Annotated in this window: 16 protein-coding genes; 8 read left to right on the top strand and 8 right to left on the bottom strand. The window is 63.1% G+C overall.

The window, feature by feature from the left end; all coding sequences use genetic code 11:
- The first annotated feature begins 17 nt into the window (after positions 1-17).
- The 3 genes from ASD63_RS20775 to ASD63_RS20765 all read left to right on the top strand — a co-directional run bounded on the left by ASD63_RS20775 (position 18) and on the right by ASD63_RS20765 (position 4,709).
- Complete coding sequence (locus ASD63_RS20775; protein ID WP_034803837.1) at positions 18-614, top strand: NUDIX domain-containing protein; 597 nt, start codon at positions 18-20, stop codon at positions 612-614.
- A gap of 103 nt (positions 615-717) precedes the next feature.
- Positions 718-3,327 (top strand): bifunctional lysylphosphatidylglycerol flippase/synthetase MprF, encoded by a 2,610-nt coding sequence (gene mprF, locus ASD63_RS20770; RefSeq protein ID WP_034803834.1) that lies wholly within the window; start codon positions 718-720, stop codon positions 3,325-3,327.
- 59 nt (positions 3,328-3,386) lie between these two features.
- Positions 3,387-4,709 carry an AcvB/VirJ family lysyl-phosphatidylglycerol hydrolase gene (locus ASD63_RS20765; protein WP_234798751.1) on the top strand — a complete coding sequence of 441 codons (1,323 nt, stop codon included), beginning with the start codon at positions 3,387-3,389 and terminating at the stop codon, positions 4,707-4,709.
- A gap of 311 nt (positions 4,710-5,020) precedes the next feature.
- Here the strand turns inward: ASD63_RS20765 and purN are convergent, their stop codons facing one another.
- Both purN and purM read right to left on the bottom strand, forming a co-directional pair.
- Entirely contained in the window at positions 5,021-5,689 is a 669-nt protein-coding gene (purN, locus tag ASD63_RS20760) for a phosphoribosylglycinamide formyltransferase (RefSeq protein ID WP_034803831.1), read from the bottom strand.
- On the bottom strand, positions 5,686-6,756 hold the full coding sequence (purM, locus tag ASD63_RS20755) for a phosphoribosylformylglycinamidine cyclo-ligase (protein WP_034803829.1): 1,071 nt from the start codon (positions 6,754-6,756) through the stop codon (positions 5,686-5,688). Before purM ends, purN begins: the two co-directional genes overlap by 4 nt.
- A 259-nt stretch (positions 6,757-7,015) precedes the next feature.
- Here purM and ASD63_RS20750 point away from each other — a divergent pair, with 259 nt between their 5' ends.
- The 4 genes from ASD63_RS20750 to ppx all read left to right on the top strand — a co-directional run bounded on the left by ASD63_RS20750 (position 7,016) and on the right by ppx (position 12,639).
- Positions 7,016-8,137, top strand: coding sequence for an AI-2E family transporter (locus tag ASD63_RS20750; RefSeq protein WP_034803826.1), 1,122 nt, complete (start codon positions 7,016-7,018; stop codon positions 8,135-8,137).
- Positions 8,138-8,163: 26 nt separating this feature from the next.
- Positions 8,164-8,853, top strand: coding sequence for a DnaA regulatory inactivator HdaA (hdaA, locus tag ASD63_RS20745; protein ID WP_034803824.1), 690 nt, complete (start codon positions 8,164-8,166; stop codon positions 8,851-8,853).
- A gap of 64 nt (positions 8,854-8,917) precedes the next feature.
- The gene (locus ASD63_RS20740) at positions 8,918-11,104 is read left to right on the top strand and encodes an RNA degradosome polyphosphate kinase (protein ID WP_034803821.1); all 2,187 of its coding nucleotides are present in this window, start codon (positions 8,918-8,920) and stop codon (positions 11,102-11,104) included.
- Between the two features lie 11 nt (positions 11,105-11,115).
- Positions 11,116-12,639 (top strand): exopolyphosphatase, encoded by a 1,524-nt coding sequence (gene ppx / locus ASD63_RS20735; RefSeq protein ID WP_034803818.1) that lies wholly within the window; start codon positions 11,116-11,118, stop codon positions 12,637-12,639.
- 62 nt (positions 12,640-12,701) lie between these two features.
- On the opposite strand, the gene ASD63_RS20730 is transcribed toward ppx, so the two are convergent.
- Positions 12,702-14,060, bottom strand: a complete 1,359-nt coding sequence (locus ASD63_RS20730; RefSeq protein WP_034803816.1) for an esterase-like activity of phytase family protein — start codon at positions 14,058-14,060, stop codon at positions 12,702-12,704.
- Positions 14,061-14,265: 205 nt separating this feature from the next.
- Positions 14,266-15,162: an AraC family transcriptional regulator gene (locus ASD63_RS20725; RefSeq protein ID WP_082572949.1), complete on the bottom strand. Its 897-nt coding sequence runs from the start codon at positions 15,160-15,162 to the stop codon at positions 14,266-14,268.
- On the opposite strand from ASD63_RS20725, the gene ASD63_RS20720 reads away from it, so the two are divergent.
- Entirely contained in the window at positions 15,161-15,568 is a 408-nt protein-coding gene (locus ASD63_RS20720; protein WP_034803813.1) for a DUF2000 family protein, read from the top strand. The two genes, ASD63_RS20725 and ASD63_RS20720, sit on opposite strands and share 2 nt — an antisense overlap.
- Positions 15,569-15,614: 46 nt before the next feature.
- Here ASD63_RS20720 and ASD63_RS20715 read toward each other — a convergent pair whose 3' ends face one another.
- The 4 genes from ASD63_RS20715 to ASD63_RS20700 all read right to left on the bottom strand — a co-directional run bounded on the left by ASD63_RS20715 (position 15,615) and on the right by ASD63_RS20700 (position 20,811).
- Entirely contained in the window at positions 15,615-16,664 is a 1,050-nt protein-coding gene (locus tag ASD63_RS20715; protein ID WP_034803810.1) for an adenylate/guanylate cyclase domain-containing protein, read from the bottom strand.
- Between the two features lie 161 nt (positions 16,665-16,825).
- The gene (rnd, locus tag ASD63_RS20710; RefSeq protein WP_034803806.1) at positions 16,826-17,998 is read right to left on the bottom strand and encodes a ribonuclease D; all 1,173 of its coding nucleotides are present in this window, start codon (positions 17,996-17,998) and stop codon (positions 16,826-16,828) included.
- A 77-nt stretch (positions 17,999-18,075) separates the two neighbouring features.
- The gene (locus tag ASD63_RS20705; protein WP_034803803.1) at positions 18,076-19,476 is read right to left on the bottom strand and encodes a multicopper oxidase family protein; all 1,401 of its coding nucleotides are present in this window, start codon (positions 19,474-19,476) and stop codon (positions 18,076-18,078) included.
- Between the two features lie 93 nt (positions 19,477-19,569).
- The gene (locus ASD63_RS20700; protein ID WP_034803801.1) at positions 19,570-20,811 is read right to left on the bottom strand and encodes an MFS transporter; all 1,242 of its coding nucleotides are present in this window, start codon (positions 20,809-20,811) and stop codon (positions 19,570-19,572) included.
- Between the last annotated feature and the right edge of the window lie 290 nt (positions 20,812-21,101).

Below are 21,101 nucleotides of genomic sequence, written 5' to 3'. Positions count from 1 at the left end.
CCGGAGAAGGAAGTTGCATGAGCACCCAGCATGACCCACGCGTCAGGATCGTCGGCCGCCGCACGCTGTGGAAGGGCTTTGCGCACCTGGAAGAGGTGACGTTCGAACAGCAGATGTCCGATGGCGCGACCGTGACGCTGAAGCGGGAGATCCACGACCATGGCAATGCGGCGACCATCCTGCTCGTCGATGCCAGGCGCCAGAGCGTCATCCTGGTGCGGCAGCTTCGCGTTCCCGTTCTGCTCCAGGGCGACCCGGCTTATCTGATCGAGGCGGCCGCCGGGCTCCTCGACGGCGACACTCCGGAAGAGGCGATCTGCCGCGAGGCGCTGGAGGAGACCGGCTACCACGTCCAGGACGTTATCCACCTCTTCGATGTCTATATGAGCCCGGGGGCGCTGACCGAGCGCACGAGCTTCTTTGTCGGCCACATCGACGCCACCGAAAAACGCGGCGACGGCGGCGGGCTTGCGCATGAGGGCGAGGACATCGAAGTGCTGGAAATCCCCTTCGACGAAGCCGTCGCAATGATCGCGACCGGAGAGATCTGCGATGCCAAGACGATCATGCTGCTGCAGTGGGCCCAACTCAACCGGCAGCAACTGTTTGCCTAAGGGATTGTTTTATAAGAGTATAATTTATTACCGATATTTCACTTTTTGATCCGTATCGGGTAAGCTAAAGCGCTGATGTCCTCATTATCGACATGGGCGCTTCATGACATCCTCCCTACCGGAACGTGCAACCGACGACGAGCAGCAGGCGGAGGGAGGCTGGTTCTCCTTCCTGCGTCGCAATCGCCGTTATCTATCGGCTGCCGGTACGCTCTTCGTAATCGCACTTTTCGGCTTTGCGATCTTTCACCTGACGTCCGAAGTCCAGTACGACGAGGTCGTCCAGGCATTGGCGGATACCAGTTGGATCTCCGTCGCGGCGGCGGTGTTCTTCACCGCATTGAGTTTCCTCGCGCTCACCTTCTATGACGTCAGCGCTCTTGATTACGTCAAGCGAAAGCTGCCCTATGCCGACGTGGCGCTGACGGCGGCCTCGGCCTACGCGGTCGGCAATACTGCGGGGTTCGGGGCGCTCAGTGGCGGCGCCATCCGCTACCGCTCCTATTCGCGCCTCGGCATCGAGCCTGAGAACATCGCCCGCATCATCGCCTTCGTGACGCTCGCCTTCGGGCTCGGGCTGCTGGCGGTGACTTGCCTCAGCCTGCTTGCCGTCGGCGAGTATGTGGCGCCGATGACCGGGATGGATCCTCTGGTATTGCGCGTAATCGCGGCCGTGATCCTCGGCGGTCTGTTCACAGTGTTCTTTCTTGCCCGTGACGGGCGCGAGGTCAGCATCGGGCGTCTGACGCTTCGGCTCCCGGATTCGCGCACCGTTTCGCGCCAGTTCCTGGTGACGGCGCTCGATCTCGCCGCCTCGGCGACCGTTCTCTATGTTCTTCTACCCGCCGGCACGATCGGCTGGCCGGCCTTCCTTGCGGTCTATTCGCTGGCCGTCGGCGTTGGCGTCTTGAGCCATGTGCCGGCCGGTCTTGGCGTCTTCGAGACGATCATCATCGCGACGCTCGGCCACAATGCCGATGTCGACACCATTCTTGGCGCGCTGGTGCTCTACCGCGTGATCTATCACGTTCTGCCGCTCGTGATCGCGATCGCCGTCGTCATCGGCATCGAACTCCGCCAGCTGTCCGGTCATCCGGTTGCCTCCAGCGTGCGGCGCATCGGCGGCCGCATGACGCCGCTGCTTTTGGCAACGCTCGGCATCGTGCTGGCGATCATGCTGGTTCTTTCCAGCGTGACCCCGACGCCCGACGAGAACCTGGCATTCCTCGAAGGACTGCTGCCCTTGCCGATCGTTGAGGGCGCACACTTCCTCGCCAGCCTGCTCGGCCTTGCCCTCGTGGTCGTCTCGCGCGGACTGGCGCTGAGGCTTGACGGCGCCTGGTGGGCCTCGATCGTGATCGGGATCGCCGCGCTGCTGCTGTCGCTGATCAAGGCGATCGCCGTGGTGGAAGCGGGCATGCTGGCCTTCTTCCTGGTGGGGCTCATCGTCAGCCGCCGCCTGTTCGTGCGGCCGGCCTCGCTGTTCGGGCAGGCGCTGACGGTGCCGTGGCTGACGGCGCTCGGGGTCATCTGCCTGGGCGCGCTGGTCGTGCTGCTCTTCGTCTATCGCGATGTCGAATACAGCCATGAGCTCTGGTGGCAGTTCGAATTCTCCGCCGAAGCCCCCCGCGGCCTGCGCGCGCTTCTCGGCGTAACGATCGGCGCGAGCATGCTTGCGATCTGGAGCCTGATGCGCCCGGCAACCGGAGCCGCCGAGCCTGCCTCCGACGACGCGATGGAGCGGGCGCTCTCGATCGTCGAGGCGCAGGACATGTCCGATGCCAATCTGGTGCGCATGGGCGACAAGAGCCTGTTGTTTTCCGCCGACGGCCGAGCCTTCATCATGTATGGCCAGCGTGCTCGTTCCTGGATCGCGCTTTTCGATCCCGTCGGCCCGATCGATGCCTGGCCGGAGCTGATCTGGCACTTCATCGAAAAGGCGCGCGCGGCCGGCTGCCGGGCGGTTTTCTACCAGGTCTCGCCCCTGGGGCTTGCATACTATGCCGATGCCGGGCTGCGCGCCTTCCGGCTCGGCGAACTCGCGCGCGTCGACCTCGCCCGCTTCGAGCTGAAGGGGGGCAAATGGGCGAACCTGCGCCAGCAGGTGAGCCGCGCCCAGCGCGACGGGCTCGAGTTCCGTGTCGTAGCGCCCGAAAACGTTCCGGACGTCATGCCTGACCTGACCGCGGTCTCCGATGCCTGGCTCGCGCATCACAATGCCAAGGAGAAAGGCTTCTCGCTCGGTGCCTTCGATCCCGAGTATCTTCGCGAGCAGCCGGTGGCGATCCTCACCTGTGGTGGGCGTACGGTCGCATTTGCCAATATTCTGGTGACGGCGACCAAGGAGGAGGGGACCGTTGACCTCATGCGCTTTTCGCCGGATGCGCCGAAGGGCGCGATGGATTTTCTCTTCGCCCAGGTGATGGAGTATCTGAAGGCCGAGGGGTACCGTACCTTCAACCTTGGCATGGCGCCCCTGTCGGGCATGTCCACGCGCCAGATCGCGCCGGTCTGGGACCGGGCCGGGCGCACCTTCTTCGAACACGGCGAACGTTTCTACAACTTCAAGGGCTTGCGCGCCTTCAAGTCGAAGTTTCATCCGCAGTGGCAACCGCGCTATCTTGTCGCCAGTGGCGGCATCAATCCGATCCTCGCCCTGATGGATGCGACATTCCTGATCGGCGGCGGTCTCAAGGGAGTGGTGAAGAAATGATCCCTGTCGCGAACGCCTGGAAATGCCTGACTTCGGCGGCGCTGCTGCTCTCCGCATCGATGTTCCCCGCTCTCGCGGAAGACGCGCCGAAGAGCTACGATACCGGGATGATCCCGTCGCCGCGCATCATGCTGCCGAAGGAAAAGGCGGCCGCACTTGTTGTGCTGCTGTCGGACGCCGCCGGCTGGACGGACAAGGAGCAGGCGATCGCCGACACGCTCACCGATGACAAGACAGTCGTTGTCGGCATCGACCTCAAGGCCTATCTCGCTTCGCTCGCCAAGGATGATGGCGACTGCATCTACATGGTCTCCGACATCGAATCGCTGAGCCAGCAGGTGCAGCGTGCCGTCGGCACCGACGCTTACCAATTGCCCGTCGTCGCAGGCGTCGGTGCCGGTGGTGCGCTGGCACTCGCCATCGCTGCCCAGACACCGCCTGCCACCATCGGCCAAACACTTGCGATTGATCCGGAAGAGGGGATCGCGCTTGAAAAGCAACTCTGCACCCCGGCCGAAAAGGTGAAGAAGGGCGACCGCATGGTCTATGGCCTGACCGACGGGGCATTGCCGGATCCGGTTTCCGTCGTCTTTTCACCCGCGGCATCGGCCGACGGGCGCTCCCATGTGGCGGCATTGATCGCCAAGCATCCGGACGTCGAGCAAGAGGACAGTGACGACGACGCCTATACGACGCTGTCCGATCACCTCACCGATATCATCGACAGCGAGCGCGACGCCGGCAATCCGTTCGGCTTGCCCCTGACCATCCTTGACGCAAAGCCGACCCGTGACACGATGGCGGTGATCTATTCAGGCGACGGTGGCTGGCGCGACATCGACAAGGAAGTCGGCGACGTGCTGCAGCAGCAGGGCGTACCGGTCGTCGGCTTCGATTCCCTGCACTACTTCTGGTCCGAGCGCGATCCGCAGGTGACGGCGGACGACCTTGCCAAGGTGATGAGCTACTACCGCAAGCACTGGAACGTGCGAAATGTGCTCCTCATCGGCTATTCCTTCGGTGCAGACGTCCTGCCGCGAACCTTCAACCTGCTGCCGGCCGGCGAAAAGGCCCATGTTCGCCAGGTGACCTTGATGGCCCTCTCGCACATGGTCGATTACAAGGTCTCTGTGCTGGGTTGGCTAGGGGCTTCTGGCGACGGCAAGGGTGGTGATCCGCTCGACGATATCAAGCGCATCGACCCGGCGTTGGTGCAATGCATCTACGGCACCGACGAAGAGGATGATGCCTGCCCGCAACTGAAGGGCACCGGCGTCGACGTCATCGGCATCGACGGCGGCCACCACTTCGACGAGGATTATCCGGCGCTGACACGGCGCGTGCTCGACGCCCTCGATCGCCGGCTGGCTTCGGCGAAGTGAACGGTCGGTGTGTGGGGGCGTGAGGCTTACCCCCCTCTGCCCCGCCGGGGATCTCCCCCCACAAAGGGGAGATCGGCTAGACGCGCCCACCCGCTACAACTGAACGAGATTGCCCGCCGGCTCGATGTTGACGATGGGGGTATCCTTCTGCGCCAGATAGAGTTGCCACCGGCGAACGGGCAATGACCGCCGAGCGGTCGCCATCTGCTGATCTCCCCCCTTGCGGGGGAGATGCCGGGCAGGGCAGAGGGGGTATTCTGGCGTTAACCGCGTGTGATGCGCTGTGGTCGGGACAAAGCAACCCGGCGTGATTACGCAGCCGGCGAAATCAGCGTACCCGTCGCCTCGCCAAGGCTCTTGCTCACAGCGCGACCGCCTTCCATGCGTATCTTGCCCTCGGCCATCAGCCGAAGCGCCATCGGATAGGTGCGGTGCTCGACGGTCAGCACTCGGGCAGCAAGGCTGTCGGACGTGTCGCCGGGCACGACTGGAACCACCGCCTGCGCCAGGATCGGGCCTTCGTCCATGCCTTCGGTGACGAAGTGCACGGTGCAACCGGCGACCTTCATGCCGGCGTCGATAGCCCGCTGATGGGTGTGCAGGCCGGGGAAAAGCGGCAGCAAGGACGGATGGATGTTGAGGATACGTCCCTCGTGGCGCTGGATGAACGTCGCCGACAGCAGACGCATATAGCCGGCGAGGCAGATGATGTCCGGCGACAGCCGGTCGAGCTCGGCAAGGATTGCCGCTTCGTGGGCGTCCTTGCTGTCGTAGTCCTTGCGCAGGAAAGCGCGCGTGGGGATGCCAAGCGCCTCGGCTTTGGCGAGGCCGCCGGCATCCGCCTTGTCGGCGATGACGGCGACGATCTCGGCCGGGAAATCCGGCTCGGCCGTTGCCTTTGCGAGCGCCAGCATGTTGGAGCCGCCACCAGAGATGAAGACGACGACCCGCTTCTTGCCCGTCGAGACTTCCGTCGTCATAGGGCCAGGTTGCCCTTGTAGATCGTGCCGGCTGCACCTTCGTCGCGGGCGACCATGCGGCCCAGCGTAAAGACGGTTTCGCCTTCGCCGGTGAGCACGGCGGAAACCTCTGCGGCCTTGTCGGCCGGAACGACGGCGATCATGCCGACGCCGCAGTTGAAGGTGCGCAACATTTCATTGGCGGCAACGCCGCCGGTCTGGGCGAGCCACGAGAACACCTTCGGCGCCTTGATCGCGTCGAGGTCGATCTCGGCAGCGAGGTGCTTTGGCAGCACGCGCGGAATGTTCTCAGGGAAACCGCCGCCGGTGATGTGGGCGAGCGCCTTGATCGAACCGGTCTCGCGGATCGCCTTCAGGAGCGGCTTCACATAGATGCGCGTCGGCGTCATCAGGAGATCGGCAAGCGTACCTTCGCCGAACGGAGCAGGAGCATCCCAGGCAAGGCCCGAGAGCGTGACGATCTTGCGCACCAGCGAATAGCCGTTGGAATGCACGCCGGAGGAGGCGAGGCCGAGGATGACGTCGCCTTCGGAGATGTCACCGGCCGGCAGCAACTGACCGCGTTCGGCAGCGCCGACGGCAAAGCCCGCGAGATCGTAGTCGCCGCCCGAATACATGCCGGGCATTTCGGCGGTCTCGCCGCCGATCAGCGCGCAACCGGATTCGCGGCAGCCTGCAGCGATGCCGGCGACGATCGCGGCACCCTGGTCCGGGTCAAGCTTTCCGGTCGCGAAATAGTCGAGGAAGAAGAGCGGTTCGGCGCCCTGGACGACGAGGTCGTTGACGCACATGGCGACGAGGTCGATGCCGACGGTGTCGTGCTTGTTGGCGTCGATGGCGATCTTCAGCTTGGTGCCGACGCCGTCGTTGGCGGCCACCAGAACCGGGTCGGTGAAGCCCGCGGCCTTGAGATCGAAGAGACCGCCGAAGCCGCCGATTTCGCCGTCGGCGCCGGGCCGCCGGGTCGAGCGCACATGCGGCTTGATCTTCTCGACCATCAGGTTCCCGGCGTCGATATCAACGCCCGCGTCGCTATAGGTGAGACCGTTCTTTCCCGACTGGCTCATGCTCGTTCTCCAAGGCTCGTCGTGCGACAGGTATTTTGCGGATGCGATTGGCACGGCAGGCAAGGGAGTGCAAGCCGAGAGCACGCCTTGGCGGCGTTTTTTCACCATTTTGCCCATATCCCACGGCGCAAGCCAGTCAGCTTGGCTATAAACTGGATGACTGCACCGGTCGGACTTGACCGTTACGCGCACCGCCCCCTATCTCCTTGACAGGGTTGTGATACGCAACAGTGGCGAGCGGCGCCTCACGAGGAGTGTCATGGATATCAAGGTCAGCGGTTCCGGATTGCAGCGCCAGGTCATTTTCTGGCTACTGGTGCTTGCCGCCTTCATTGCCTTCCTCATGGTTTTCAGCTCGATCCTGCTGCCGTTCCTGGCCGGCATGGCGCTTGCCTATTTCCTCGACCCGGTCGCCGACCGCCTGGAGCGGTTCGGCTTGAGCCGGTTGATGGCGACGGTCGTGATCCTGATCGGCTTCGTCGTCGTCTTCGTGCTGGCCCTCATGGTCATCATTCCTGTCGTCGTCAGCCAGGCGGCCGATTTCATTGCGAACATCCCCGGCTATGCCGCCAAGCTGCAGGTGCTCGTCAACGAAGCGCAGACGCGGCTGATTCCCGATTGGCTCGCGAGCCAGATGCCGTCGCTGAAGCAAAGCTCCGGCAAACTGCTCGAACAGGGTGCTGCCTTCCTCGGCACGCTCTTCCAGCAGATCTGGAACTCCGGCGTGGCGTTGCTCGACGTCATCTCGCTGCTGGTCGTCACCCCTGTCGTCGCCTTCTATATCCTGCTCGACTGGGACCGGATGGTCGAGAAGGTCGATAGCTGGGTTCCGCGCGACTACGTCTCGGATGTGCGCCAGATCGCCCGCGACATGAACGCGACGATCGCCGGATTTGTGCGCGGGCAGGGCTCGCTCTGCCTCATTCTTGGTCTTTATTACGGGATCGGCCTGTCGCTGGTCGGTCTCAATTTCGGTCTGCTGATCGGTCTCTTCGCCGGCATGATCAGTTTCATTCCCTATGTCGGATCCATGGTCGGCCTGGTGCTCGCCGTTGGCGTCGCGCTGGTCCAGTTCTGGCCGGACTATCTGTGGATCGGCCTCGTGCTTGCCGTCTTCTTCAGCGGGCAGTTCATGGAGGGCAATATCCTCCAGCCGAAGCTGGTGGGCAAAAGCGTCGGCCTGCATCCGGTCTGGCTGATGTTTGCGCTGCTTGCCTTCGGTGCACTGTTCGGTTTCGTCGGTCTTCTGGTCGCGGTGCCCGCAGCAGCCGCCATCGGCGTGCTTGTCCGCTTCGGCATCCAGCGCTACCTTGATAGCGACCTCTATCACGGGCACGGCAAGGCCGTGGAAAAGAAGGCGAAGAGCGACAAGGCCGCCTGATTTCCGACGATTGTCCCGAGTACAGCATGACAAAACGCCCATTCGAACAAATCCCCCTGGCTTTCGGCCACGACCCGGCGACGGGTCGTGAGGACCTGCTCGTCTCCGACAGGCTGAGCGCGGCCATCGCCATCGTCGACCACTGGCCGGACTGGCCGGCGCCCGTGGTCATCATCGCCGGCCCGGTCGGCTCGGGAAAATCGCATCTCGCCAGCATCTGGAAGGAGCGGGCAGGAGCGGAAGTGATCCACCCGCTCGCCGGCTCCGATGCCGCGTTGATCGCGGCCGAAAGACCTGTTCTCTTCGAGGATGCCGACCGCAGCGGCTTCGACGACACGACGCTTTTCCACGTCATCAACAATGTGCGCCAGCACGGCACCAGCCTGCTGATGACGACGCGGCTCTGGCCGATGTCCTGGCCGGTGACGCTGCCGGATCTGCGCTCGCGCCTGAAGGCGGCGACCGTGGTCGAGATCGGTGAGCCGGACGACGAATTGCTGACGCAGGTGCTGATCAAGCTCTTTGCCGATCGCCAGCTTTTCGTCGACGAGCGGCTGGTGGGCTACATCGTCCAGCGCATGGAGCGCTCGCTGGAGGCAGCGCAGACGATCGTCGAGCGCATCGACCATCTGGCGCTGGCCCGCGGCACGAAGCTTTCACGCGCGCTCGCTTCCGAAGTTCTCGAAGAACTGGGAAATCAGCGTCGGTCCGATTGACTGTCACAGAACCGTCGTCAAACTGAGATAGCCGGTGCAGCCGGAGCAATGGGATCTGAAAAGCATGGATAACGCGCTATCTGCGGTGAACGAAAACCAGGCATCGGCGGAGGACGTCGACCTGCTGACGAGCCCGCAGCGCTTCATCAACCGCGAATTTTCCTGGCTGCAGTTCAATCGCCGCGTGCTCGAGGAAACGCTGAACACGGCGCATCCTCTGCTGGAGCGTGTTCGCTTTCTGTCGATCTCGGCCGCCAACCTCGACGAGTTCTTCATGGTGCGCGTCGCCGGCCTCGAAGGCCAGGTGCGCCAGGGCCTCTCGATGCGTTCGCCCGACGGCAAGACCCCGGTCGAGCAGCTCGAAGACATCCTGAAGGAAATCGACAATCTGCAGATGGAGCAGCAGGCCTCGCTCGCCGTGCTTCAGCAGTATCTCGCCAAGGAAGACATCCTGATCGTTCGCCCGGCCTCGCTTTCGGTGCAGGACAGGAGCTGGCTTGCCAACGAGTTCGATCAGTCGATCTTCCCAGTGCTGACACCGCTCTCCATCGACCCGGCGCATCCGTTCCCCTTCATTCCGAACCTCGGCTTTTCGATGGGCCTGCAGCTCGTCAGCAAGACCGGCCGCGAGCCAATGACGGCGCTCCTGCGTCTGCCGGTGGCACTCGACCGCTTCATCCGGCTGCCCGACGTCAAGAACGTCATCCGCTACATCACCCTCGAAGACATGGTCAGCCAGTTCATCGACCGACTGTTTCCGGGCTATGAGGTCAAAGGCTCCGGTACCTTCCGCATCATTCGCGACAGCGATATCGAGGTGGAAGAAGAGGCGGAAGACCTCGTTCGCTTTTTCGAGACCGCGCTGAAGCGCCGTCGCCGCGGTTCGGTGATCCGCATCGAGACCGATTCGGAAATGCCGGCGTCGCTGCGCCAGTTCGTCGTGCAGGAACTGGGCGTCCCGGAAAACCGGATCGCCGTCCTGCCGGGACTGCTGGCACTCAACACTTTGTCCGAAATCACCAAGGCTCCACGCGACGATCTGCGCTTCGAGCCGTACAATCCGCGTTTCCCCGAGCGCGTGCGCGAGCATGCCGGCGACTGCCTGGCGGCGATCCGCGAGAAGGACATGGTGGTGCATCACCCCTACGAGTCCTTTGACGTGGTCGTGCAGTTCCTGTTGCAGGCAGCGCGCGATCCTGAAGTCGTCGCCATCAAGCAGACGCTTTACCGCACGTCGAACGACAGCCCGATCGTGCGCGCCCTGATCGACGCCGCCGAGGCCGGCAAGTCGGTGACGGCGCTGGTCGAGCTCAAGGCCCGCTTCGACGAGGAGGCCAATATCCGCTGGGCGCGCGACCTCGAACGCGCCGGCGTCCAGGTCGTCTTCGGCTTCATCGAACTGAAGACCCACGCCAAAATGTCGATGGTGGTGCGGCGCGAAGAGGGCAAGCTTCGGACCTATTGCCATCTCGGCACCGGCAACTATCACCCGGTCACCGCGAAGATCTACACCGACCTGTCGTTCTTCACCTGCAACCCGGTCATCGCCCACGACATGGCGAACATCTTCAACTTCATTACCGGCTACGGCGAGCCGGAGGCGGGCATGAAGCTGGCCGTCTCGCCGCACACGCTGCGCCCGCGCATTCTCAGGCACGTCGACGAAGAAATCGAGCATGCCAAGGCCGGGCGCCCGGCGGCGATCTGGATGAAGATGAACTCGCTCGTCGATCCGGAGATCATCGACGCGCTCTATAAGGCGAGCCGTGCCGGCGTCGAAATCGACCTGGTGGTGCGCGGCATCTGCTGCCTGCGCCCGCAGGTCCCGGGGCTCTCGGACAATATCCGTGTCAAGTCCATCGTCGGCCGATTCCTCGAACATTCCCGCATATTCTGCTTCGGCAACGGTCACGGGCTTCCATCGGAGAATGCCCTTGTCTATATCGGCTCGGCGGATATGATGCCGCGCAATCTGGATCGGCGGGTCGAGACGCTCGTGCCTCTCATCAACCGGACTGTGCACGAACAGGTTCTGTCGCAGATCATGCTGGGTAATCTCATCGACAACCAGCAGAGCTACGAAATTCTTCCCGATGGCACCTCTCGCCGGATGGAAGTCGGCAAGGATGCCGAGCCTTTCAACGCACAGCACTATTTCATGACCAATCCCAGCCTCTCCGGCCGGGGCGAGGCCCTGAAGTCCAGCGCACCGAAGCTCATAGCCGGCTGGAAGAGCGGCTGGCACAAATAAACTGGAATTGCATGGTCGAATCTGAAGCGCAGGGGCGTCTGCCCGGCATCCGCCCGGTTTCCGTTATCGATATCGGTTCGAACTCCATCCGCCTTGTCGTCTATGAAGGCCTGAGCCGCTCACCGGCCATGCTGTTCAACGAAAAGGTGATGTGCGGTCTCGGCAAGGGCATCGATGCGACCGGACGCATGGATGAAGACAGCGTCGAGCGCGCGCTGAAAGCGCTGCACCGCTTTCACGCGCTCTCCAAGCAGGCGCGTGCGACCTCGATGTATGTGCTGGCGACGGCCGCCGCACGCGAAGCGAGCAACGGCCCCGCCTTCATCGAGAAGGCGGAGGCGATCCTCGGTCACAAGGTCCGCATCCTTACTGGCGAGGAAGAGGCCTATTATTCCGCGATGGGCATCGTCAGCGGCTATCACGATCCCGACGGTGTCGTCGGCGACCTTGGCGGTGGCTCGCTGGAACTCGTCGAGGTCTCCGGCACGAAGATCGGCAAGGGCATCACCCTCCCGCTCGGCGGTATTCGTTTGTTCGAGCACAGCAACGGCTCACTCACCAAGGCGCGCACCTGGGTGCGCAAGTTCATGAAGAACTCGGCGGTGCTGAAGACCGGCACGGGACGGACGTTCTATGCGGTCGGCGGCACTTGGCGTTCGATCGCCAAGCTGCACATGGAGATCCGCGACTATCCGCTGCACATGATGCAGGGCTACGAGATTTCCTTTGACGAGGCGATGGCGCTTTTGCCGGAAGTGATCGAGCCGAAGAACATCAAGCCGTCCGCCTATTCGACGATCTCGAAGAGCCGCCGCAGCCTTCTGCCCTTCGGCGCGATCGCCATGCAGGAAGCGCTGGAGATCATGAAGCCGGAGCGGATTTCCTTCTCGGCGCTCGGCGTTCGCGAAGGTTATCTTTTCTCGCTCTTGAGGGACGAGGAACGTGCTCAGGATCCGCTGCTGACGGCGGCCAACGAGATCGCCATCCTGCGTGCCCGCTCGCCCGAGCACGCCCGCGAACTGGCTGACTGGACCGGTCGCATGGTGCCGTTCTTCGGGATCGAGGAGACGGAAGAGGAAGGCCGGTATCGCCAGGCGGCCTGCCTGCTTGCGGATATCAGCTGGCGGGCGCACCCCGACTATCGCGGTCTCCAGGCGCTCAACATCATCGCCCACTCGACCTTCTCCGGCATTACCCATGCCGGCCGCGCCTATATTGCGCTTTCCAATTATTACCGCTTCGAGGGGCTCAACGACGACGGCGCCACGAACGCACTTGCCGGCATCACCACGCCGCGCCTGCTGGAACTGGCAAAGCTGCTCGGCGGCCTCTTGCGTGTCGCCTATCTTTTCTCCGCATCGATGCCGGGGATTGCCCGTAACCTGACGTTCCGCAAGTCGTCTCTGCCGGACGTGGACCTCGAAATCGTCGTGCCTGCGGACTATTCGGAATTCCAGGGCGAGCGCCTGGACGGACGCCTGCAGCAGCTTGGAAAGCTCACTGGCAAGCGTCTCGCTTTCCACTTCGAAAGCTGACGCCGAAAAGTCACCGGTCAAACGGGAAGGGCGCGCGAACCGATGTTCGCGCGCCCTTTTGATTAATCGGCCTTGAGGAAGTCGCCGACTTCGAGCAGCACGAACTCGTTGTCGTCGGCCTTGTCGAGTGCGCGGCCGGCCGAGAACGGCAGGTTGTTGTCGTTGCCGACGATGATGTGGGTCTCATCGACGCGGTCGACGTTCTCGATGGTGACGAAGGGCATATCGTAGAAGCCTTCGCCGCCGCCCTGACGCTTCTTGTTGTCCGGATCGGCGATCTTCAAGAGGTCGATGTAGCCGATCTTGCGCACGGCCTTGCCGGCATTGCTGTCGTCAAAGGCGATCTTGTAGATGCGCTTGACCTTGGAGCCCGTTGCGAAGCAGTCCGGCTTCGGGTCCTTCGGATCGGCGCAGGCCTTGTCCACCGTGCCGGCGCCATTGTCGCGCTCGATCACCAGCGCGGTCTTGTCGTCGAGCATGTTGAAGTCGCCGATCGCCTCGCCGCCTTCAGCCAGCGGATAGAGCCAGCTGCGGCCGGTCCAGGCTTTGCTCGCAACATCGAGTTCGATGATGCGCAGCGCCGGGCGGCCATCGGCCTGCTCAACCGTTTCGCTGTCGGTCCAGAGCGGGCCTTCGAGCAGGCCGTAAAGCTTGCTGCCGTCCTTGGAAAGCGCCATGCCTTCATAGCCGCCGGAGCGCTTCAGGTTGAAGGCGGGCGTCTTCTTCGAGGGATCGCCCTGCAGCGTCAGCGTCGGATTGTCGGGCGAAAGCACCGGCTTGCCGTCGACCGTGGTCGCGATCACGTCGGTCAGCTTGCCGTCGAGATCGAACTTGAGGATGTAGGGGCCGAACTCTTCACCGACCCAGAAGCCGTCCGCAACCGGCTGGATCGATTCGACGTCGAAGTCGGCGCCGGTGAGATAACGCTTGTCCGAGCCTTCCATGACGATCGGGAAGGGGGCCTTCTTGTCCGGGTCGGTCAGGAACAACGTCTTCAGTGCTTCGACCTTGCCGGCGTCCCAGTCCATCTTCACGTGGTGCAGCATCAGCATGGCGTCGTTGGAGTTCATCTTGCTGCCGAAACCGTTGTCGGAGAGGCTCCAGAAGGTGCCGTCTTCCATCGCCTTGATGCCGGAAAAGCCCTGCATCGGCTGGCCGTCGAAGGGCAGCGACAGGCCGGTCAGGCGAACGCCGTCCTTGCCCGGAACGGTGCCGAGCGCTTCGGCACGCTTGCGGTCCGCGGTGGTGAACTTGCCGGAGGTCTTGAGGTATTCCGGTGCGTCCGAGGGGGCGGCGATGATCGTGTTGGCCGGCAGGATCGCGTGGCCCTTCAGCGTCGCGGTAAAGGACTTTTCCTCGGCCGAGGCGGCCATCGTCATCAAAAGAGAAAGAGCCGCGGTGGCGAGAAGCGTTTTCGTCATGAGGTTCACCTTGGGTTGGAGCCTTCTGCATGTCTCCTTGGATCGCCCTAGATCCAAGGAGGCAGACGTGCAGCAAATTCGACGTGCTGCAGCGACCCTTGCGCGTCCCAGGACGCGCGGCGCTGCAGTCCGCAACCCGATAGGCGGCTATGATGACGGTTGGGTGATGCTTGCTTTACAACCCGATGAAGCTTTGGTGACAGGATTAGCCGGCGACGGCGAGGCTTGCCCAGCGGCCGGGCGTCAGGCCGTAGGCGCGCTTGAAATGACGGGTGAAATGCGCCTGGTCGGCAAAGCCGGTTTCGAGCGCAGCACCGGCAAGGCTTTCGCCCCGGGCGATCATCTGCCGTGCCCGCTCCAGCCGGCGCATCAGCAGGTAGCGATGGGGGCTGGTGCCGAGAACCCGGCGGAATTGCCGGGCGAGCGTGAAGCGATCGAGCCCGCTCACCGCCTCAAGTTCCTGCGAGCCGACGGGCCGTTCGAGATTGGCGCGAAGGAATTCGCTCGCCTGTAGAACGGCACGCTTGTCGGCCTTTGCGGGCTTGGCGTCCTTGGTGCCGGCGTGACGGTAGAGCCCCTCGGCGATCCGCACGAGAATGTCGTCGAGCGCCAGTTCGTCGATGCCATTGTCGAGATCCATCACGGCTTCGCCGACCGCCTGCCGCAGCGCCTCGTCGCCCACGACAGGGGCTGCGACGAAGGGCAGGGAGCGGTCGGTTTCATCAAGGGCTGCGAGTAGCCGTTCCGGCTGCAGATACATCATCCGGTAGCGCAGCCCGATCTCCGTTCCCGCGCCGCCATCATGGATCTCGTCCGGGTGGAGGATGATGATGCTTCCAGGATTGCTGAAGCGGCTTTCGCCGCGATACTGAAACGTCTGGACGCCGCCGAGCGTTACGCCGATGGCATAGGTGTCGTGGCGGTGCGGCTCGAAAAATTTTCCATGCAGGCGCGCCTCGATGCGCTCGATGCCATCGACGGCAGGCGCAACCCGAATGCCGTCGCCAGGCGCGCCGCACAATCGTTCAAGATCGATCGCAGCGCCGTCCGATAATGCGTCTTCCGGCACGCCCTGTCGGGCTGAAATGGAGATGGCCGTCATGTTCGATACCAAATTTGCAATCGTCTTGCGCGAGGACCTGGCAACCTGGCAGAAGCTCAACGTCACCGCCTTCCTCGCCACCGGGATCGCCGGACAGAAGCCCGGGATCATCGGCGAAGATTATCGCGATGGCGCCGGCAACGTCTACAACGCCTTGAGCATCCAGCCGATCATCGTCCTTGCCGCAGATGGGAAGACGCTCGGCAACATTCAACGGCGCGCGATCGAAAGAGAGGTCAAAGCTTCGATCTATGTCGACGGCATGTTTGCCACCGGTCACGACCACGCCAACCGTGCGGTTTTCGCCGAGACCAGGCCGGACGACGCGGCAGTCGCCGGCATTGCCATTCATGCGGACAGGAAGCTGGTCGACAAGATCACCAAGGGTGCCAAGCTGCACGGCTGACGGCGATCGCGATCCGGCCGATCGATGCCCTGCGCGCCGGCCGGGATCACTCGGCCGCGGTCGATGCCAGCTGAGGAGCCGCGCTGCCTGCGCGCAACGACAGAACGCCAAGCTTCTGCCCGCGTCCTCTGACGGCGTGCTCGCCGAGATCCTCGACCCGCACATAATGCGGCAGACGCATCTTGCGGGCGAGATCGGTGGAGATCAGTACCTGGTGGCCGAGCGTCTTGCAGAAACCTTCGAGCCGGGCGGTGGTGTTCACCGTATCGCCGAAATAGGTGATCTTGTGCCGGTCGAGCCCGATTTCCGCCGCAACGATGGTGCCGCCATGAAGCGCCGCGCGCAGCCGCGGAACCTCGCCGAACTCCTTTTGCCAACGGCGCGCATCCGCATCGATCATTTCCAGAATGTCGAAGACGCAATGAATGCAGGCCGCATTGTTGGTTGCGCGATCGAAAGGCCAGGTAATGACGGCGGCGTCACCGATATAGTCGTCGATCGAGCCGCGGTAGCGCATGACCGGGTCGGCGATCGTCGCAAACAGCCTGCCGAGATACTCCTGCATCCGCAGGTCGCCGTGTTTCTCGGCATAGGCGGTCGAGCCGGCCAGGTCGATGAAGAGGAAGACGCGTTCTTCCTCGACCGGTCTGCGATAGCGGCCGGTGAGCAGGCTCAAAAAGACGTCGCGCCCGAGGAGTTCGCGAACCCTGAGGATGAAGACGAGCGAACCTGATACGCCGAGCGCGAAGATTAGGACCGTCTTGGACGGCATCATCGCGTCCATCCAATGGTCCTCCATGACGCCGCCCGACTGCATGAGCAGGCCAGCGGCGGCATATCCGATGTCGAGAAGCACGAAGTAGATCACCAGCGACGCGACGAAAAAGACCGGCGTGGAAAAGGCGTGGATCCGTCGATGCAGGCGCCGGAAAATGATGCGTCGCTCGAAGGCGATGATCGGCAGGCACATGAAGAGCGCATAGGTCGCGCCGATCAGGGCGCCCTTGCCGTAGAAAACCCATGCGTAGACCGCGCCGGCGCCTGCAACGACCAGCAGCAAGAGAAGTCCTTCGAAAGTCGAAAAGCGCCAACGCATGCAGAAAGCTCCGGTACCGGAAGAGGCGGCATCCGTGTCGGTCGGCGTTGTCCAAGGCGCCGGCTCACGTCACATCGTTTGATACGATGGTGATTCTGTTCCGCCCGGCCCTTCGCTAGAGCTGGATTCAGGCGGAAACTTGTCTCCGCCCAATCCCTTTTTCAAGCTGACGCGGACGTGATCTCGGCGCTGATTTCCACTGCTTCGATCTTCTTGTCGACGAAGCGCAGGGCAACGTCGCCGTTGATCAGCTTCAGTGCCGTTTCGCCGAAGAGTTCGCGCCGCCAGCCCTTGAGCGCGGCGACATCCGCCTTCTCGCCCTCGGCAGCTATTTTGTCGAGATCTTCGCTGTTGGCGATGATCTTCGCGGCGACACCCTGCTTCTCGGCGATCAGCTTCAAAAGCACCTTCAGCATCTCGCCAGCGGCCGCAGCACCTTCCGGCGCATGGCTTTGGCGCGGAAGCTTCGGCAGATCGGCCTTCGGGATCGCCAGCGCCTCGTTGACGGCCTCGACGACCGCCGTTCCGGCGGTGGAGCGTTCCCAGCCCTTGGGAATGGTCCGGAGCCGTGCCAGTGCTTCCGCATCCTTCGGCTGCTGCTGGGCGATCTCGTAAATGGCGTCATCCTTGAGGATGCGGCCGCGCGGCACGTTGCGGGCGCGTGCCTCGCGCTCGCGCCAAGCGGCGACCGTCTTCAGCGCGGCGAGTTCGATCGGCTTCTTTACCCGCATCTTCAGCCGCTGCCAGGCGTCGTCAGGGTGCAGGTCGTAGGTGTCGCGGGCTTCGAGAATGGCCATCTCTTCGGTCAGCCAGAGCGAACGGCCTTCGCGCTCGAGTTCTGCCGCCAGGTATTTGTAGATGTCGCGCAGATGCGTCACGTCGGCCAGCGCATAGTCGAGCTGCTTTTCGGTCAGCGGACGGCGGCTCCAGTCGGTAAAGCGCGAGGACTTGTCGATCTGCGTGCCGGTGACGCGGTTGACCAGCTGGTCATAGGAAACGCTGTCGCCAAAGCCGCAAACCATCGCTGCGACCTGCGTATCGAAGATCGGATGCGGAATAAGGTTTCCGAGATGGAAGATGATCTCGATGTCCTGACGCGCGGCATGGAACACCTTGATGACCTCCGGGTTGGCCATCAGCGCGAAGAAGGGCGCAAGATCGATGCCCTTCGCCATCGGGTCGACGATGACGGCAAGGTCCGGGCTCGCCATCTGGATCAGGCAAAGCTCCGGCCAGAAAGTCGTCTCGCGAAGAAATTCGGTATCGATCGTAATATAATTTGATAGGGCCAGCTGCTGGCAGGCGGCCTCAAGGTCTGCTGTTGTTTCAATCATCAGATTTAAATCACTGTGGCGAAAATGCGGCTTGGAATTTCGTGTAACTCTTCGCGGCATCTGTCACAATCGAAATCTCAGACGACTTTGAAATAACCCGTCATGCCGGTCTTCTGGTGCTCGATGATATGGCAATGCACGACCCAATCGCCCGGATTGTCCGCCACAAGCGCCACTTCCGCCTGTTCATCGGGCAAAAGCAGGATCGTATCGGTCGGCGGCGGCAGGAAAGTCCGCTTGTTGGAATTGAGAATGCGGAAGCTCAGGCCGTGCAGATGGATCGGGTGCGCATGCGGCGTCCGGTTGGCGACCTCCAACACATAGCTCTTGCCGAGCTTCATCTCCTCGATCGGCGCGATCGGATCGGGCGTGTCGCCCGGCCACGGAACCTTGTTGATCGCCCAGAAGGTGTAGCCAAGCGAACCGCAGATCGAAGGCGTCGCCTTGTGCTCGGCCGTCGCCGTCAGTTCGAGCGGCACGCGGGTGGCGGTGGAGAGGTCGGCTTCCGCGATCGGGTTGGCGGGCAGAGGACCGACATCCCGAAGGTCGCGCTTGAGCGACGCTCCGGCTGACCGGAAGCGCGCGATCGTCCAGGGATGCGATCCACGCAGGTTGCCGAGCGCAACCGTCTGACCCTCGCCGTCGGGCATGCGCACGACAAGATCGACGCGCTGGCCGGGCCCAAAATCGTAGCGATCAAGTGCAAAGGGCTTGTCGACCGGATTGCCGTCGAGCGCGATGACCTTCGCCTCAGCGCCCTCAAGGCCGATCGTATAGATGCGGGTGACGTCGGTTGCGGCGATGCGCACGCGCACCAGGCCGCCGGCCGGTGCGTCGTAAGTTGGCTCCTGCTGCCAGTTGGCGGTGCGCACCGTGCCGTAAGTGCCGCCGCGGGCCGCATCCCGCGGCTTGAATGCGTCGATGAACGCGCCGCCGGTGCCGAGCCGCCAATCGCGCAGGTTGAGCACGATCTCGGCATCGAACGTCGGATCGTCCGGGTTTTCGACGACGATCATGCCGGTCAGGCCGGCACCCATCTGGGTCAGCGTGTTGCAATGTGGATGATACCAGAAGGTGCCGGCATCCGGCGGGGTGAACACATAGTCGAAACGGTCGCCCGGATAGACATAGGGCTGCGTCAGTTCCGGCACGCCATCCATGGCGTTGGCAATGCGCAGTCCGTGCCAATGTACCGTCGTCGGCTCGTCCAGCCGGTTGAAGAGGCGGGCCGCATAGGGCTCGCCCTTGCGCATGCGCAGGACGGGCGGCATGCCGGTACTTGGAGCCTCACCCAAGCCGTAGGTCATGACCTTGGGCGTAAGCCCATCCTTGGCGATCTGGGCTTCGGCAAGCTGTGCCATCAGGATCTGCGGATCGGGTGCGGTGCCGGCGCGCGCCGCCATGCCGGCGCCGAGCGCGAAGGCGCCTCCGAGAGCAGCGGAGCCTTGGAGGAAGGTGCGACGGCTGATGACGGGCATTTCGGCAATCTCGGCTGCTGTTTGAGGTGCCCCGGTTCTAAACCTGATTATTGCGTTCAGCAATTATCCGGATCGCGCGCATCTTGCCGCAGGTCAGCGATCCTTGCGCTTGTGGTTGTTGCCGGCGGCGAGCTTGTTGAAAAAGGACGAGGTGCGCAGGAGATTGCGGAACGGCAAGGCGCGCTCCCCGGCGGGCACCGGCCCGCGCGCCGTCATGCGCTGCAGGGTGTAGAGCATGAACAGGAAGAGGATCGCTGCCGTGTAGATGAACAGCGCCTGCGGCCCGAAGACCTCGAGCAGGAAGGAGGCAAACAGCGGCCCGATGATCGCGCCGAGCGACCAGAAGAACAGCATGCCGGCGGAGACGAGCGCATGCTGCCCCTCGGCCGCGTGGTCGTTCGCATGGGCTGAACAGAGCGAATAGAGCGGCATGGCAAAGGCGCCGAACAGGAAGATGCCGGCAAAGTTCAGCCATTCGTCGTTGCCGGCGCCGAAGGCGAGAAACAAGCCTGCGAGCAGCGACCCGAAGGTGGCGATCAGGATGATCAGGCGGCGGTCGAACCGATCGGAATAGTGGCCGAGCGGATACTGCAGCACGACGCCGCCGATGATGCCGGCGCTCATGAAGGTGGCGATTGCCGTCACCGACAGGCCGATGCCCTGCGCATAGATCGGCCCGAGCGAGCGGAAGGCGGCGTTGGTCAGACCGACGACGATGCAGCCGACGGTCGCAAGCGGCGAGATGTTCCAGAGCGCTTTGACGTCGAAGCGGATCGCCTCCGGGGCCACAGGGCTCGAGCGGTCGGCAAAGGAGATCGGCACCAGCGACAGCGTCAGCGCCATGGAGATGATGGCAAAAAGCTCGAAGCCGCCAAGCCCGATGCCAGGAATGACATATTGTGCGGCCGTGACCGAGCCGAGGTCGACGAGGCGATAGACCGAAAGCGTGCGGGCCCGGTTTTTATTGGTGACGCTGGCATTGAGCCAGCTCTCGACTGTCGCAAACAGGCAGGCGAAACAGATGCCGGCAAGAAGCCGCATCAGGAACCACATCAGCGGATTGATGACGAGCACCATCGAGATGGCTGCGGCCGAAGCGATCGCCGCCATCGCCGAGAAGGTGCGGATGTGACCGATCGAGCGCAGGATGCGGGTGACGTAGACGCAGCCAAGCGCGAAGCCGATATTGTAGCCGGCGCCGATAACGCCGATCAGCGATGTCGAGAAACCTTCTTCGAGTGCACGCAGCGAGATGAAAGTGCCCTGCAGGCCGTTGCCGCCGATGAGGATGCCTGCGGTGACGAGGAGGGGGATAAGCGGGCGAATCTGGGACATGGGGCAGGCGACATCCGGGCAGGCGGCCACGACTCGGGTGGGATCACTATCGGGCCTTGCTCATGTGTAGCCCCGCATTCTGCCGCCGGACAGTCCCGAATTGTGACGATTGCCGTTCTTTTCGCGCCATTTCGGCCGCCTTCTGTCACAAGCGGTCTTGGACTGGCTCTTGCCTTCGTTTACAACGCACCTCCATCGGGGGCGGCAGCGGGCGCTGCAGCTTGACAAAGGCTGCGCATCATGCGCTTTTCCGCCCGATTTTGACCATGTTGCCGCGCGCTGTGTCCCAC

It is taken from the genome of Ensifer sp. Root558 (genome assembly GCF_001427045.1).
Lineage (GTDB): Bacteria > Pseudomonadota > Alphaproteobacteria > Rhizobiales > Rhizobiaceae > Ensifer > Ensifer adhaerens.
The sequence above is the reverse complement of the archived record's forward strand: the minus strand, read 5'-3'. Positions and strand labels throughout refer to the sequence as shown.